We start from the raw sequence: 15588 nt of genomic DNA on the forward strand, positions 1-15588 counted from the left end.
CCGCGGGCATGGCTTCAGCCTCCTCGTCGCTACGCTCCTGCGGGGTCTTCAGCTCATGCTATTCCCGCAGGAGTCGCCGCCTTATGCTACAATCCTAAAGCATTGCAGGACTACTAAGTTTTTTTATATATGATTAAACATGCGTTTTGACAGTCTCTTCGATAACGACTCCGCGGTTTTTCATTTCCTCGATGTATTGCTCGCCCGGTACAATATTCTCCGGTGGATGAACGCCGCGTTTTGTGATTGTTCCATTGCCTATCATTTGTGCGACGATTGAGATTGTATTTGCTGTTGCGCGGGCCATTGCGGTTTCATTAACAGACAAATCCTTTTCCGTCACCAAATTATATTCATATGTCGCTGGAATGCCACGCGCTTCGCCGCTGACAATTACTCGAAGGAGGACTGCATCTGATTTGTCGCCCAACCGTAATTGCGGGGAAAGCTGTTCACGCATTACATCACGGACTTTCACTTTTCTATCGCCAATCGTCACTTCGGTGTCGCGCGACAACAGTCCAAGGTCGACAAGCAATTTGAACTTTTCGGCATGGCCTTTGTAACGGATTGTCTTATATTCTAACGTTTGCACATTAGGGAATGTCTTCGTTAATGTCGATGTTCCACCGGAAGTATGGAATGCCTCCAATTCACCAAATCCATCGAAATAGATTGGTTCCACTTCGGATAATGATGGAACCTCAACTAATTTTCCGTTGCGGATGACATGGGATGGATCTGTGTAGTGATCGAAAACGCCTTCGAGTGAAAATACAACATTATAATTCAACGGAGGCTCCGGCTTCACGGGGATTCCACCGACATAAAGCTTGATGGTATCGACTTTTTCTAATTTTTCGGCACCGTATCCCGCAAGAATGTTAATCATACCGGGGGCTACCCCGAGGTCTGGAATGATTGTGACTCCTTTTGACGCGGCTTTATCTGCAAGTTCCAATACGGCATCCGTCGCACCACCAATATGTCCGCCGAGATCGATGGAATGGACGCCGATGTCAACGGCAATCCGCGCAACTTTTTCATTGAATGTATAGAAAAGTGCATTGATGACGACGTCCCCAAGAGCCATCACTTCCTGCAATTGGAGATCATTCGTCGCATCAAGTTGCAAAAGATCCAATTTATCGGACATGAGCTGTTCCGCAAAATCTTCCGCCGGTCTTAAGTTCAAGTCAGCCAAATATACTTTCGTCACATCGTCACTTTTCACAAGGTCGCGTACTGCCTCTTTCCCCATCAACCCCGCTCCCAATACGACCACTTTCATATGAACATCTCCTTATCCCGAAATTATATTATCCCGCATTAACTGGCTGTAATGCCCCCCTTTTGGGGAAACAGCCAGTAAATGCCCGATTGGTTCAACTAACAATCAGTGGGGAAAAGCGTCCACTGATTGAAGTTTCACTTTATTCCGTGTCGATTTGCGCCCGTTGTAATTTCCCGCTGAAATCTACGTAAATGCTCTTCCACTCCGTGAATACATCAAGCGCCGCCACTCCCGAATCGCGATGCCCATTGCCAGTTCCTTTCGTTCCTCCGAACGGAAGATGTATTTCCGCTCCTGTTGTCCCTGCGTTCACATAGACAATTCCTGTGTCCAAATCCCTTTGCGCGCGGAATACTTTATTGACATCCCTCGAGAAAATGGAGCTGGATAAACCATAGATGACACTGTTGTTCACTTCGATTGCTTCATCCAAGCTGCTAACCTCAATCAGCGAAACAACTGGTCCGAAGATTTCCTCTTGCGCTAATCGGCTATCCCACTTCACATCAGTGAATAAAGTCGGTTCGAAGTAGTGACCATTCGCGAATTCCCCTTCTGTCAGCACATTTCCACCCGCCAACAGTTTCGCGCCTTCACCTTTGCCGATTTCAACATAGCTTTGAATTTTCTCCAACGCCTTCCCGTTGATAACGGGCCCGATTTTAACGGACTCGTCCAAACCGTTTCCGATTGTCAAACTCTTCATGGAAGTTAATAGTTTTTGTTCAAGTTCTTCCTTTACATCTTTATGCACAATGACCCGGCTGCATGCCGTGCAACGCTGGCCCGCAGTTCCGAATGCGCTCCAAAGAATCCCTTCAACAGCAAGATCGATATCTGCATCATCCATGACGATGACCGCATTTTTACCTCCCATTTCAAGAGACACTTTCTTCAAATGGCGTCCGCCCGTTTCCGCAACATGGCGCCCTGTTTCCGTTGAACCTGTGAATGAAATGACACGGACATCCGGATGTTCGATCATTGCCGATCCTACCTCGGACCCTGAACCGAAAACGATGTTCGCAACACCTGCCGGCAATCCGACTTCTTCGAAAATACGAGCCATTTCATAAGCCATCATCGGTGTTTCCGTCGCAGGCTTCCAAACGAATGTGTTCCCCGCGACGATTGCAGGGAACGACTTCCACGTTGCGATTGCGACAGGGAAGTTCCATGGCGTAATCAAACCGACGACCCCAATCGGTGCACGTACGCTCATCGCGAATTTATCTTGCAGCTCGGAAGGTACTGTTTCCCCAATCAGTCTGCGTCCTTCTCCAGCCATATAAAACGCCATATCAATACCTTCCTGGACTTCACCGCGTCCTTCCTCGATGACTTTCCCCATTTCACTCGTCAACACTTGCGCCAAATGCTCTTTTCTTTCCTTCATGAGATTGCCGATTGCATATAAGTAATCCGCTCGTTTTGGTGCAGGCACGAGCGCCCATTTTTTCTGGGCCTCTTTAGCTGCCTTAACGGCCAGATCAACATCAATACTTGTCGATAATCGTACTTGCGCCAGCTCTTCCCCGGTTGCTGGATTCGTGACGGCAGTATACTCCGCTCCACCGCTTCCTTGCCAAGATCCCCCGATAAAGTTGTTCAATTGCATGTCTTCATTTCCCCTTTCCTACCGGACTTTTGAAAACCCTTTCACTTTATCCACTTCGACATTATTAGGCTTAAATCCTTCTTTTAATGAAATACAAAAAAACGGTGCAGGAGATTAATCCTGTACCGTTTCTGTATCAATTTTATCGTCTGTCGCCACTTGTTCAAATTTCGGTGGGCGAACCCTTTTGATGAATAATGTGAGGAACAATGCTGCAGTGGCAATGATCGTTGCAATAAGGAATGAGAAATTGATGCCATCAAGCATTGCTTTCATTTCAATTTGTTGCTGGAATGTTGCCAATGCATTTTGATCTGATGGTATAGTACCGGATGTTGCCGCTTCTTCCGCAAGCGACATGCCGGACTTTTCCATCCTCTTCGTCATTATCGTTAGAAGTATCGCAGAACCGATTGCACCGGAAACTTGTTGCAATGTGTTATTCATCGCAGTACCATGCGGGTTCGATTTCATCGGCAATTGGTTAAGGCCGTTTGTCATGATTGGCATCATTACCATCGACATCCCGAACATCCGGACTGTGTAAAGTGCCATCAAGTAATAATACCCTGAATGCAATTCAAGTCTACTTAAATAGAATGTCGTTATAACTGTGATCACTAACCCAGTGATTGCAAGCACTTTTGCTCCGTATTTATCGAAAAGCCGTCCTGTGATCGGCGACATTAATCCCATAATGATCGCCCCAGGCAACATAAGGATACCCGCTTCAAACGGCGAAATGCCGCGAACTTCCTGAACGTAGAGCGGAGTCAGGATCATCCCTGAAAACATCGCTACCGATAGGACAATGGAAATGACGGATGCAAGTGCGAACATCGGATATTTATAAATCCGGAAGTCTAACATCGGGACTTCCATTCGTAATTGACGAATGATAAACGTAAGCAAAGAAATCGCTCCAATTGCGATTGTTCCATAAACGATTGGAGCATCCCAGCCTTTATCCCCCGCTGAACTGAAACCGTATAGTAATCCTCCAAATCCGATACTGGAGAGGATTAACGAGAAGACATCCAGTTTCACGTCTGTATTCGGGGTAATGTTTTTCAATTTGATAAACGCAAAGATGAGCGTTAGAATCGCAAACGGCAAAACGATTTCGAAAAGTGTACGCCATGAGTAATGTTCGACAATATACCCCGATAAAGTCGGTCCGATTGCAGGAGCCGTGAACATGACGAGACCGAACATCCCCATCGCCGACCCCCTTCTTTCAATCGGGAAAGCGACAAGCATGACGTTCATCAATAACGGCATCATCAATGCAGAACCGGAAGCCTGAATCATTCTTGCCGTGACAAGCAGGCCGAATGTCGGTGCAAAAATTGCAAGCGCAGTACCGATTGAAAACAACGTCATCGCAGTTAGGAATAATCTACGGTTTGTAAACTTCTGGACAAAGAAGGCACTTGCCGGAATCATAATACCATTGACTAACATAAAGCCTGTCGTTAACCATTGAACGTCAGACGGTTTAACTTCAAATTCATTCATAATGACCGGCAATGCAATATTCAACAATGTATTATTCAAAAAAGCTACGAACGCCCCGAAGAACAGAATTGCAATCATTCCATATGGAGGCTTTTCGTGCATCTTTTTTATATCAATATCCAATTAATTTTCCCCCATTCAATCTTACATTTTTTTCGACACGTTCTTTAGTTTATACCCGGAGTCTAAAATAATCAATACGAGAAACCGTTTTCATATAAAATAAATTTGCTTTCACTGTTATTACGGCGTTTTCTTTGATAAAATCATTTTGTACCATTAGTCCAAAGTCGAAATTAGATAGGTGATATAGATGAACGAGCGTAAACGGCGGGTTATGCAAACCGCTCAAAAAGTGATTATCGAGAAAGGCTTCGCATCAACATCCGTTCAGGATATATTGGATGAGGCCAAAATTTCCAAAGGAACGTTTTATAATTACTTCACTTCCAAAAATGAATGTCTCATTGCAATCCTCGAACATGCGGCTGAAGAATCGATTACCCGAAGAAGGGAACTGCTTGTCGGGCGGGATAAAAGCGATAAAACGATTTTGGTGCATCAAATCCTAGTTAGAATGCATGTAAATCGAGAATTGAATCTGCTGCCTGTATATGAGGCGATTTTTTATTCCGGAGATGAAGAGCTTCGTAATTATGTCAGATCCCATCACATCAAGGAATTAACTTGGTTATCTGGACGGCTTGTTGATATATACGGTATTGAAGCGGAACCTCATATAACCGATTGTTCCATCATGATTTTAGGCATGATTCAACAGCTCACCCATTTCCGAAAAGCCGCCTCGTCCGAGAAACCCGATATTGAAAAACTGGTACATTTCGCAATGCGACGTGTGGACGGCATTATGCAGGATTTAATCAAAAGCGGGGATACTTTACTTGGGCCGTCTATGCTTAAAGCAATGTCTATGAACCAGCCTTCGATTGATGAGATGAGAAACATAATTGTACAAAAATTGCATGCCACTGAGGAAAAGTTTGTGAAATGCGGGGATGAAACCGGCCAACAATATACGGACTTCCTTTTGAATGAACTAGAATCTCAAACTCCGCGACTTTCGATTTTGGAAGTTGTTTCGCGTTCATTGAGAGAGTTAGGTGCGGATAATGAACATGCAATCAATATAGATGAAGTTGTATTATTACTATGGAAGTATATTGATAAAATCAAAAAGAATCGCTGAAACTTTCATTCGCCTCCCTTCGTAGTATTAATCAGTAACTACGAAATGGGAGGCTTTTTTATGAACAATCATGAAATTGATTACAAACTGTACGGGGATGATATGCAATTCGTTGAAGTCGAGCTTGATCCGGGTGAAACGGTCGTGGCAGAAGCCGGCTCCCTTATGATGATGGAGGACGGAATTGATATGGAGACGATCTTTGGAGACGGTTCCGGAAATTCCGGCAGCGGCATCATGGGTAAATTGGTGGGCGCAGGAAAACGTCTGATCACTGGTGAAAGTTTATTCATGACGACGTTCACGAATACAGGATCTGGCAAAAAGCACGCATCATTCGCAGCCCCATATCCAGGCAAAATCATTCCGATGGACTTGAGTCAATATAATGGAAAAATCGTTTGTCAAAAGGACGCGTTCTTGGCTGCAGCAAAAGGCGTCTCCGTCGGGGTGGAGTTCCAAAGAAAGCTTGGCGTAGGCTTTTTCGGCGGTGAAGGGTTCATCATGCAAAAACTTGAGGGAGACGGCATGGCTTTCGTTCACGCGGGAGGAACGATTATCGAGAAGACGTTGACGCCTGGCGAAACTTTGCGCGTCGACACAGGATGCCTCGTTGCTATGACGCAGGACGTTAACTATAATATCGAAATGGTGAAAGGCGTCAAAACTGCATTGTTCGGCGGCGAAGGACTGTTTTTCGCAACGTTAAGAGGGCCAGGGAAAGTTTGGATTCAGTCATTGCCATTCTCCAGACTCGCAAGCCGGGTATTCGCAGCCGCTCCACAAACTCCAGGCGGCGGATCCCGAGATGAAGGCAGCATCGCAGGTGGATTGTTTAATATGTTAGGTGGAAAATAAATTTGTCAGGAAACCGGAACTCCCTCGAAATGTGGCGTTCCGGTTTTTTTCTACTTATTCAATTCGGTCCATTCAACAATAGCCAGATAAATTACATGAGGGGAGAAAAAACTGAAAAGCTCATAAATCGTCACAAAAACGCATAAATCCCCGAAATTACTCATAAATTGCAGCAAAAGTCCATAAACATCCATTAAAACGCAAAAACGACCCCAAATACGCATAAACACAAAAAACCGGAAGACAGAAATGCCTTCCGGAAAAGTCATCTATAGCAATAAATACGCAATCGGCGTGACGATAATAATCGTTAAAATAACGCGTTGTAGCCAAATTACGACCAACTTCGGTATAGAAATCGGAATCTCCGTCGATACAATACACGGCACGACCGCAGAGAAGAAAATGATCGATGAAACCGATACAACCGCGATAACAAACTTAACAACCAACGCAGATTCCACAACAAGCAACGCGGGTAAGAACATTTCAGCGATGCCGAGTGCGCTCGCCTTTGCGACTAACATCGGCTCCGGTAACTGCAACGCCCATGTGAATGGATAGAAAATGTAGCCAAGCCAATCAAACACAGGTGTAAACTCAGCTAACACTAGCCCTAATAGACCGATGGATAAAATTGATGGCAAAATTGCCATCGCCATTACGAGCCCATCTTTCAGGTTAACTGCGATATTCCGCTCAAATGAAGGAGCCTTCGAGACGGTTTCCTTCGCTTCCTTCCAAGCGACAGCCATCCGCTTGCCTTCAGGTTTCACTTCCGGTTGCGGTGTAGCCCCTTCATAATAATCGTTTTTCATGGAGCGCAATGGCCATAAATGCACCGTAACGGCTGTAACGGCAAATGTGACAACCAACGTGACCCAAAAAAACAAATTCCATATGCTCATCAAATCGAGAGTTTTTGCCACGACGACCATGAAAGTTGCAGATACCGTCGAGAAACCGGTCGCGATGATGGCGGCTTCTTTTGCTGTATACTTCCCTTCTTTATACACCCGGTTCGTAATTAATAAACCTAAAGAATACGAACCGACAAAAGACGCAACCGCATCAATTGCAGACCTCCCAGGCGTCTTCCAAACAGGACGCATAACGGGCTGCAATAGCACTCCGACAAACTCTAACAAGCCGTATCCAACGAGCATCGCCAAGAAAATAGCACCAACCGGCACTAATAACCCGACCGGAATGACTAATTTATTCAACAAAAACGGGCCCATATCAGGTTCGAACAACCAAGCTGGACCAAAGTCGAATACTAACATGATTCCAACAATAAGTCCCATCAACTTAAAAACAGAAAATACGATATCGACTTTCGACTTCTTCCAACTGCCTGAAATGAACGGGTAAGCCGCACCGGCAATGATGACAAGCAATGCATAATAAGGCACAACCGGCCCTAAATTCGTTTGAATCCACGTCACAATATGGTCAAGCATAATTGAACTTTTCCCACCGACCGTCACTGGAACGAAAAACATAAATGCCCCTATTGCGCTAAAAACGAAAAACTTCCACATCCCCGGATTGGACCGCTGCAAATTCCCCTTTTTCCCGACTTGCTCCACTAATTTCCCCTTTCGATCTAAAAATTTGTTAAAAAACGGCCGCGATTGAACGATTTATCCAAACGCGGCAATTCATTACCCTACAACCTGTTGTCCCTTTTTCCAAACCTTATCGACATGATTCACGCCGAATAAATACTGCAGCTCTTGATAATTTCCGATATTCCACATGACGACATCGCCTTGTTTGCCGACTTCGAGCGATCCGACTTTCTCTTCCATCTTGATCGCGCAAGCGGCATTCATTGTCGCAGCGACAAGTGCTTCAGCAGGTGTCAATCGCATCGAAATACACGCCAAGTTCATGACGAGTGGCATCGAAGTTGTCGGTGATGAACCCGGATTACAATCCGTTGAAATCGCAACAGCAACCCCTTCATCTACCATTTGTCGCCCCTTCGCCGCTTCCTCGCGTAGAAACAACGCCGTCGCCGGCAGTAAACAGGCGATCACTCCCGCCTCCGCCATCTGTTTGATGCCTACGTCAGATGCCTTCAACAGATGCTCCGCCGAAATAGCACCGACTTTAGCGGCAAGTTCCGCTCCGCCATACGACTCAATTTCGTCTGCATGGATTTTCGGAATCAACCCGTGCTTTTTCCCTGCTTCCAAAATACGCTCCGATTGTTCCGGCGTGAACACCCCGACTTCACAGAACACATCATTGAAAACGGCCAGCCCCTCTTTCGCTACTACAGGAAGCATGTCATTGATGATACTATCAATATATTCATCTTCGTTACCTTTATATTCTTGCGGAACGGCATGTGCCGCCATAAAAGTCGGCACAAGATCGATTGGATGGCTTTCATTCAAACGCTTCATAACTCGAAGTTGCTTAAGTTCCGTTTCAAGGTCCAGGCCATAACCGCTCTTCCCTTCGACCGTCGTCACTCCATGCTTTAGGAATGAATCAAGCCTGCGTGTCGTTTGCTCCACAAGCACATCTTCCGTCGATTCACGCGTCATCCTTGTCGTAGCATGAATCCCCCCGCCAGCATTCATGATTTCCATATAGGTCGCACCTTCGAGCCGCATTTCAAACTCACGCTCGCGGCTGCCACCATAGGCGACATGTGTATGCGGGTCGACAAGCCCCGGTGTCACCAGACGGCCGGTTGCGTCTATGATTTCAGCTTCAGCTGCACGATCACCATACCGCTGCTCCAATTCTTCCGTCGTTCCGATTTTCTTAATCACACCATCTTCAATCCAAATGCTTCCGTCTTCGATAATGCCTAATTCCGACATTTCTTTGCGTTTTCGCGGTGCGTTTTTCCCCGCGATGGTCGCAAGCTGCGCTGCATGTTTAATCCAAAGTGGCTTCAATTACTTGTCACCTTCCATCATCGGGATATTAACCCCTTTATCCTTCGCCGTTTGAATGGCCAAGTCATAACCTGCGTCAACATGACGGGCAATTCCCATTCCAGGGTCAGTCGTCAACACACGCTCAAGTCGAACTTCCGCTTCCTTCGTTCCGTCCGCAACAATGACCATTCCTGCATGCTGTGAATACCCCATTCCAACACCGCCGCCATGATGGACGGAAACCCAAGTTGCTCCGCCAACCGCATTGATCATCGCATTCAGAATCGGCCAGTCGGAAACGACATCAGAGCCATCTTTCATCGCTTCTGTTTCACGGTTCGGGGACGCAACAGATCCCGAGTCAAGATGGTCACGACCGATGACGATTGGCGCGCTTAATTCACCGCTTGCGACCATATCATTGATGATCTTACCGAAGCGTGCGCGCTCGCCGTATCCTAACCAGCAAATACGTGAAGGCAAACCTTGGAACTGAATCTTCTCCTGCGCCATTTTAATCCAATTGCAAAGATGCGTATTATAGCTAAACTCGCGAAGGATGACTTCGTCCGTTTTACGAATATCCTCAGGATCTCCCGAAAGCGCCACCCAGCGGAAAGGCCCCTTCCCTTCACAGAATTGCGGACGGATGTATGCTGGAACGAATCCAGGGAAATCGAATGCACGCTCAACCCCCTCGTCTTTCGCCACTTGACGTATGTTATTGCCGTAATCGAATGTGATGGCACCCTTATCCATCATCTCAACCATCGCAATAACATGCTTAGCCATCGATGCTTTAGAGCGTTTCACATACTCATCCGGATTGGAGTCGCGAAGCGCTGCTGCTTCCTCAAGCGACATACCGGATGGAATATAGCCGTTCAACGGGTCATGCGCTGATGTTTGGTCAGTTAGGACGTCCGGATTGAATCCGCGGGCAATCATTTCTGGCAATAAATCCGATGCATTCCCAAGGAGCCCAATCGATAACGCCTTACCTTCCGCCTTCGCCTCTTCCGCAAGTCGAATCGCTTCATCGAGCGAATCCGTTTTCACATCTGTATAACGAGTTTCAATCCTGCGATCGATACGCGTTTCATCGACTTCAATACCGATGCAGACGCCACCCGCCATCGTCACCGCCAATGGCTGCGCTCCACCCATGCCGCCAAGGCCCGCCGTCAGCGTGATCGTTCCTTTCAATGAACCACCGAAATGCTGTTTTGCAAGCTCAGCAAACGTTTCATATGTCCCTTGCACAATTCCTTGCGAACCAATATAAATCCAGCTTCCCGCCGTCATTTGTCCGTACATCATGAGGCCCTTTTTATCAAGCTCATGGAATGTATCCCAATTCGCATAAGCAGGAACGATATTCGAGTTTGCAATCAAAACCCTTGGTGCATCCGTATGCGACTTGAAAATTGCAACTGGTTTACCAGATTGGATCAATAACGTTTCATCATTTTCAAGCTCTTTCAATGAACAAACAATCGCGTCAAAGCTCTCCCAGTTACGTGCCGCCTTCCCGATTCCTCCGTAAACGACCAACTTTTCAGGATGCTCCGCTACGTCAGGATGCAAATTGTTCATAAGCATCCGGAGCGCCGCTTCTTGTTGCCACCCCTTCGTATTTAGTTTAGTCCCTCTGTATTGAATAACCTTTTCCACTGTATCAGTTTTCATAATTGAATGACCCCCTTCTTCGTTACTATCATTCTATATGAAAGTTTCAGATAATTGTTTATGAATCAATTACATTTCTTCACTTTATTGACAAGATACGTGAATTACACTGCACTATTTTGATCATCCTTCAAATAAAGCAAGCCGCTTCTTGAATAATTCAAGGAGCGGCTTGCTTTATTAAGTTTAATTTCAAATTAACATCCCTAAAAACGTTTCGAAATTCACACCGTCAACTGTTGGAATCCGTTCCATTACTGTCGCTTCGATCGCAGCCGATAAGAACTTCTCCGCTAACTTCATCGTTTCCTCCACGTCCTGACCGCGCATCATGCCTCCCATAATGACGGATGCAAATAAATCACCCGTTCCGGAATAGCTTTTGCCGTTTGACTCAAATAGGCTGTGGAACGAACCCTTCCCGTCGATATACATATTGCCAACGTACTCCGTTCCCGAAATAGCCGGCGGATTCAAACCTGTAATGATGACACTTGCACCAGTCATTGACTGAAGCTGATGCCCTGCCTCCCTAATTGCAGTTAGGTAATCCTCGTTGGATTGGTAGCTATGCAGCTTATCATATGGCAGGCGCGTCAGCAAACAGCACTCCGTCACGTTTGGCGTAATGATGTCCGCACGCTTCGCAAGCTCCTTCATATAGCCGATCAACTCATCCGTAAAGACATCATACATCTCTCCCCGGTCACCCATCACCGGATCGACAAGCAGCTTTGTCCCCTTCTTATAAAATGTATCTAAGAATGAAAAGATGTTTTCAATCTGCTCTTTTCCTGTCACGAATCCTGTGTGAATGCCGTCAAATGTAACACCTAACTTGCTCCACTCATCTGTAAAATGTCTCATCTTAGCCGTCAGATCCTCACAATAATAGCTTGGATACTCTGTTTGTGATGTCAAAACTGCTGTGGGCAGCGGCACTGCCTGCACACCCATGACAGAAAGGACCGGAATCGCCGCAGTGAGCGAGCACTTCCCGAAAGAAGACATATCTTGGATAATCGCAACTTTTTTCATTACATTTCCCACCTAATTCATCCGTCTTGTATTTACTCCATCGTATCACAAGAATAGGAAAGCAAGAATAGAAGGATTTACAATTTCTTCTCCATTCATCTGACCACTATTAGTTTATCTGAACTGGCACTTTTATGATGGTCAGTTGTTCTGTAAAATGAAATTAATAAAAATCTTACAAAGTAAGAAAGAGGAGGCTTTATTCAAAGCATGCAAAATATACAACCAAGCGCACAATCTGCAACACGCGCAAGAACATTTGACTTGGTGCTTACCGCCATACTATCTACACTCGTCCTTATTTCAACGATGTTCATCAACATCAAACTTCCAATCGGCCAAGGTGGCTTGATCCATTTAGGGACAGGTGCGCTTTTTATCGTTGCCATTCTATTCGGTCCGAAAAAGGGAGCGTTAGCAGGAGCTATCGGGATGGGCTTATTCGATATCTTTGGCGGCTGGATCATTTGGGCACCGACGACCATCGTCGCCCGTGCCCTGCAAGGCTATATCGTCGGGAAGATCGCTTGGTCGAACGGTCACCGGGGAGATAGCGTCAAACTTAACATTTTGGCAGCAGTTGCCTCGACACCTGTCATGCTGGCGGTTTACTATATCGGGCAAGGAATTATGTATAACAACTGGGTGGCGCCACTCGCATCCATCCCGGGCGACCTTATTCAAAGCGTTGTTGGTTTGCTAATTGCCATTCCACTTTGCCTCGCTTTGAAAAAAACACCATTCTTCCGAAAGAATTTTTAATAGATACATTCAACTAAAAAGCAGTGAAGAAAGGTTCTGTCCTATCTTTAACGGGTTCGGTTGATGGGGAGAAAACAATAAAAAACACAGCGTTCGGGGACACAATTCGCATATGAATTGGTGTCCCTGTTTTTCTTGTTGCTTCAACATTTAGATGCTTTATATTGATGAATTGGTACCACAATTGGCACAGGAATTAGCAACAGCGCATAAATTTATGTGCCTTTGTTAATTCCGTTGTTAAAACACTTGCTAATTGGATATTGGAAAGAAAAATATAGAAGGAAGATGAGAAATCTATGCTGAAATATACTAAAGATTGTGAAATAATGTTCTTCAACTAACGGAGCAGATTGTTGAACAATTTTTAAAAATATATTGGGTATGTTAAAATCAAAATGGAATTACTATAAGTTATATTTGGTTAAGAACTATGCAAATGTAGTTTAAGAAATGACAGCCATACTGAATCTAGGCAAAGGAGGTGCAATATGACAGAAGAAATTTTTCTTGTTCTGAATTTGGTTCTTGCATTTTATAATGTTGGGACTATTTGGGCCCACGAAGTAGACATTTTCAGGACTTGGAAGCAGCTTGTTGATCCCAAAACATTTCACATTGTGCAGGGTGTCCATTGGAAAAAACTCGCATACTGGGTTTTCATTCCAGTTGGACTTGGGTTTGTTGGTTCAATAGTTTTATTTTGGTATCGTCCTGAGAGTATTCAGGTAGGGCAAGTTTGGGTTGCTTTTGTTTTTCAATTTATCTCACATTTCCTTACTGCAATTCTATGGGGACAGTGGCAAGCAAAGCTATCAAAAGATACACTGGGAAGTGCAAGCCCTTATCTTGATAAAATTCTGAAAACACATTGGATTAGAACACTCTTAATAAATGCATATGGTTTTATGCTTCTTTATATGGTTTTCCAAATTTTATCATAGTATCATATGACGAAAAGCTCGTAACGGCTAGGAAAATAGAAGGAATAGTAGATAATTTTAAATGAGATACTACCCGTTATTACAATTAGCTAATAGATTCCTTCTCTGTTATTCCATAAAAGGGCGCTTTAGTTCAATAAGGATAGTAAAATATTTCGCAAAAAAACGCTTAGATTTGAGCGTTTTTACTTGTTTTTTATATAGCTATTTCACTGTTGAAATATATGCTGATTAAGCTGTTATTTACGTTGTTAATTGCACTTTTCTCCCCATCAACCGAACCCGTTATCCTATCTTCGCTGCTTTTTTTGTTTAACCTATACCCATTTCATTCTAAACTGATAAGGGGTCATCCCTGTCTCTTCTTTGAACCGCCGACTAAAATAAGTGGAATGGGTGAAGCCCGCTGAACTTGACACTTCAGCAATCGATAAGTCAGTCTCTGTCAATAAACGCTTCGCTTCCTCTATCCGCATTTTTAACAATGCATCGCTGAACGTCTCCCCCACCTCCATTGCATACTTTCGGCTCAACGTACTTTTGTGTATCTTCAACTCATCCGCGCATGCCGCCAAATTCCATGTCGCATCCCAATAATTTGCGGCAATCCGTTCCTGTACCTTGTCCACGAGGTTACCTTCCCGATGCGACTCATCAGCAGAAGTATGGAGCAGTTCCGAAATGAAACCGATGAACGATTGAACGATATGATACATGACCGGTTCACGGATGACCGTTTCAAATAGCGAATTGTAATCTATCTCCACTTTCTGCGACTTCAATGATTTCGCGGTCATGTAGCGGCGAATCTGAGCAAGGATACTCGACAAACGGACACGAACCATTTCAGGATCTGGGAAAGGTGGCTCCAAGGTCAGGAAATCATTTTCCATCCAACTTCTGATCTCCCTAACTTGACGCTTTTCAAGCATTTCCACCCACTGCCGTTGCTCTAACGGTGAAAGAAACGGATCCATATCCCGCCAATGAAGGTCTTCATTCTCAATCGTCAAAATATCATAACCGTCGTAAAAAATCCGTTCATGAAAGCGGAGCATCTTTTTATACAATTCTGGGTAACTTGCTCCATTTTCATTAGCGTATAAATAGATTGTTAAAAGGGTTTCCGACTGGCGTTTCCATTGGGCAAAAAACATTGAATACGCTTCCTGTAAAACATGTACTTCCCCTTGTCGATGGATGACGAGGACGTAATCTGAAAACGGAAAGATGTCACAAGTGAGCGGAAAATCATGTTTTTTTAAATCGCGGACGAGATGTTCAAGTTCCCCTACACGCGATGGTGCGATTAAACTCAAAAGCACTTGGTTTTCTGGAATGGTTTCACCGATCAGCAGATTCTCGTACGTGAGAATGCCTTCCTTCTGTCGGCCGGAGCTTTTGAACTGCTCCCTTTCATTCCGCCATCTGAAGCGGATTTGCTGGACTTGTTTGATGAGCCGATCAGGCTGGAATGGTCGGAATAAAATATCCTCCGCCTTCAAAGAGAGTGCCTTATAAACCGTTTGAAATGTTCGTTCGGAAGAGATTCCAAGCCATACTGCTTGAGGCGGTAGTTCGAATTCCTCCGTCATGATGTAAGTCATATCGATAATATAGAGGTCAGCATCTATGGAATTATCTGCGGTTTCTGCAATTTCCACCTGGATATCGCTCCATTGGGATGTCAGTAGCCATTTCAGTCCTTGTGCTTCGAGTGCGTCTTTTACGAGGAGTCGAATTTTCATGCGATCACC

12 protein-coding genes are annotated in these 15588 nt (G+C 44.9%); 4 read left to right on the forward strand and 8 right to left on the reverse strand.

Going from position 1 to position 15588, the window contains the following annotated elements; translation table 11 throughout:
* Positions 1-133: 133 nt before the first annotated feature.
* The 3 genes from ACFPZG_RS02430 to ACFPZG_RS02440 form a co-directional block, all read right to left on the reverse strand.
* Positions 134-1291, reverse strand: a complete 1158-nt coding sequence (locus ACFPZG_RS02430; protein WP_317941355.1) for a saccharopine dehydrogenase family protein — start codon at positions 1289-1291, stop codon at positions 134-136.
* 142 nt (positions 1292-1433) lie between these two features.
* Positions 1434-2912, reverse strand: a complete 1479-nt coding sequence (locus tag ACFPZG_RS02435; protein ID WP_283733148.1) for an aldehyde dehydrogenase family protein — start codon at positions 2910-2912, stop codon at positions 1434-1436.
* A gap of 114 nt (positions 2913-3026) precedes the next feature.
* Positions 3027-4532, reverse strand: a complete 1506-nt coding sequence (locus ACFPZG_RS02440; RefSeq protein ID WP_317941367.1) for a DHA2 family efflux MFS transporter permease subunit — start codon at positions 4530-4532, stop codon at positions 3027-3029.
* A gap of 211 nt (positions 4533-4743) precedes the next feature.
* Here ACFPZG_RS02440 and ACFPZG_RS02445 point away from each other — a divergent pair, with 211 nt between their 5' ends.
* Positions 4744-5637, forward strand: a complete 894-nt coding sequence (locus tag ACFPZG_RS02445) for a TetR/AcrR family transcriptional regulator (protein ID WP_283733149.1) — start codon at positions 4744-4746, stop codon at positions 5635-5637.
* 60 nt (positions 5638-5697) lie between these two features.
* Positions 5698-6495, forward strand: a complete 798-nt coding sequence (locus ACFPZG_RS02450; RefSeq protein ID WP_283733150.1) for a TIGR00266 family protein — start codon at positions 5698-5700, stop codon at positions 6493-6495.
* 269 nt (positions 6496-6764) lie between these two features.
* Here ACFPZG_RS02450 and ACFPZG_RS02455 read toward each other — a convergent pair whose 3' ends face one another.
* The 4 genes from ACFPZG_RS02455 to ACFPZG_RS02470 all read right to left on the reverse strand — a co-directional run bounded on the left by ACFPZG_RS02455 (position 6765) and on the right by ACFPZG_RS02470 (position 12125).
* Complete coding sequence (locus ACFPZG_RS02455) at positions 6765-8039, reverse strand: YjiH family protein (RefSeq protein ID WP_317941368.1); 1275 nt, start codon at positions 8037-8039, stop codon at positions 6765-6767.
* Between the two features lie 123 nt (positions 8040-8162).
* Complete coding sequence (hutI, locus tag ACFPZG_RS02460; RefSeq protein WP_317941356.1) at positions 8163-9416, reverse strand: imidazolonepropionase; 1254 nt, start codon at positions 9414-9416, stop codon at positions 8163-8165.
* A complete protein-coding gene (gene hutU / locus ACFPZG_RS02465) occupies positions 9417-11087 on the reverse strand; it encodes a urocanate hydratase (protein WP_317941357.1) in 1671 nt (556 codons plus the stop codon).
* Positions 11088-11279: 192 nt separating this feature from the next.
* Entirely contained in the window at positions 11280-12125 is an 846-nt protein-coding gene (locus ACFPZG_RS02470) for a pyridoxamine kinase (RefSeq protein ID WP_283733151.1), read from the reverse strand.
* A gap of 210 nt (positions 12126-12335) precedes the next feature.
* Between ACFPZG_RS02470 and ACFPZG_RS02475 the strand changes: the two genes are divergently transcribed.
* Positions 12336-12887 (forward strand): ECF transporter S component, encoded by a 552-nt coding sequence (locus ACFPZG_RS02475; RefSeq protein ID WP_283733152.1) that lies wholly within the window; start codon positions 12336-12338, stop codon positions 12885-12887.
* A gap of 491 nt (positions 12888-13378) precedes the next feature.
* Positions 13379-13831 (forward strand): hypothetical protein, encoded by a 453-nt coding sequence (locus ACFPZG_RS02480; RefSeq protein ID WP_283733153.1) that lies wholly within the window; start codon positions 13379-13381, stop codon positions 13829-13831.
* Between the two features lie 317 nt (positions 13832-14148).
* Here ACFPZG_RS02480 and ACFPZG_RS02485 read toward each other — a convergent pair whose 3' ends face one another.
* Positions 14149-15579, reverse strand: coding sequence for a response regulator transcription factor (locus tag ACFPZG_RS02485; RefSeq protein ID WP_317941358.1), 1431 nt, complete (start codon positions 15577-15579; stop codon positions 14149-14151).
* Between the last annotated feature and the right edge of the window lie 9 nt (positions 15580-15588).

Source organism: Sporosarcina thermotolerans (assembly GCF_042658975.1).
GTDB classification, from domain to species: Bacteria; Bacillota; Bacilli; order Bacillales_A; family Planococcaceae; genus Sporosarcina; species Sporosarcina thermotolerans.

Coding starts and splice junctions, on each gene's coding strand:
- ACFPZG_RS02430 (WP_317941355.1), bottom strand. CDS start 1,291: ATGAAAGTGGTCGTATTGGGAGCGGGGTTGATGGGGAAAGAGGCAGTA.
- ACFPZG_RS02435 (WP_283733148.1), bottom strand. CDS start 2,912: ATGCAATTGAACAACTTTATCGGGGGATCTTGGCAAGGAAGCGGTGGA.
- ACFPZG_RS02440 (WP_317941367.1), bottom strand. CDS start 4,532: ATGCACGAAAAGCCTCCATATGGAATGATTGCAATTCTGTTCTTCGGG.
- ACFPZG_RS02445 (WP_283733149.1), top strand. CDS start 4,744: ATGAACGAGCGTAAACGGCGGGTTATGCAAACCGCTCAAAAAGTGATT.
- ACFPZG_RS02450 (WP_283733150.1), top strand. CDS start 5,698: ATGAACAATCATGAAATTGATTACAAACTGTACGGGGATGATATGCAA.
- ACFPZG_RS02455 (WP_317941368.1), bottom strand. CDS start 8,039: ATGTGGAAGTTTTTCGTTTTTAGCGCAATAGGGGCATTTATGTTTTTC.
- hutU (WP_317941357.1), bottom strand. CDS start 11,087: ATGAAAACTGATACAGTGGAAAAGGTTATTCAATACAGAGGGACTAAA.
- ACFPZG_RS02470 (WP_283733151.1), bottom strand. CDS start 12,125: ATGAAAAAAGTTGCGATTATCCAAGATATGTCTTCTTTCGGGAAGTGC.
- ACFPZG_RS02475 (WP_283733152.1), top strand. CDS start 12,336: ATGCAAAATATACAACCAAGCGCACAATCTGCAACACGCGCAAGAACA.
- ACFPZG_RS02480 (WP_283733153.1), top strand. CDS start 13,379: ATGACAGAAGAAATTTTTCTTGTTCTGAATTTGGTTCTTGCATTTTAT.
- ACFPZG_RS02485 (WP_317941358.1), bottom strand. CDS start 15,579: ATGAAAATTCGACTCCTCGTAAAAGACGCACTCGAAGCACAAGGACTG.